Origin of the sequence: Facklamia sp. HMSC062C11 (assembly GCF_001810675.1) — a bacterium.
GTDB classification, from domain to species: Bacteria; Bacillota; Bacilli; order Lactobacillales; family Aerococcaceae; genus Facklamia; species Facklamia hominis.
Map to the genome: position 1 here is coordinate 1 of NZ_KV802379.1, position 662 is coordinate 662.

Here is a 662-nt window from a genome sequence, read left to right on the forward strand (position 1 = left end):
GTGACCTTTGTTCTTAAGCAAAATAACGTTGAGATCAAACGGTTGACCTTAAAAGATGGGGATACAAGTTTCGTATGGAGGGATCTTGATAAGTATGATGCGGACGGTAATCTCTATCAATATACGGTTGAGGAAGTCTTTACGTCGGATCATTTCCGTCAAAAAGGTGAGATTGTCAAAGATTGTCATGGCTTCACCATTAACAATGAATACATCGTACCCAAGACAAGCATCACGGTTGATAAGGTATGGGTAGGTGGACCAAAAGTTAAGCCAACCATTACTTTGGAATTGTTGAGACGGGTAACCGATCAGATCTTGAACTCAGACTTCGATGTTAACAAGCACTCCTTTGTTGAAGGGGATGGAAGTCAGTTTGAAGAAGTGGTTAGTACGATTGAATTGGTAAACGGTACGACCAGCTATCCATGGACTGACCTTCCAGCAACCGATGGAGCAGGTCATCTCTATGCCTATACCGTAAGAGAACGAATTCTTAATAATCAAGACTATCAGTTAGGTACGGAATTAAGTGATAACCATATTGAGCTTACCAACACTTACCAACCTAAGACTCAGATCAAGGTGACAAAAGTATGGGCTGGTGGCGAATCGATCACCAAGCCAGACGTGACCTTTGTTCTTAAGCAAAATAACGTTGA

1 protein-coding gene is annotated in these 662 nt (G+C 41.7%); it reads left to right on the forward strand.

Annotation, left to right across the window (positions count from 1 at the left end):
* Positions 1–662: Cna B-type domain-containing protein (locus HMPREF2758_RS01095; RefSeq protein ID WP_148128866.1), on the forward strand; the 662-nt coding region annotated here is incomplete at both ends.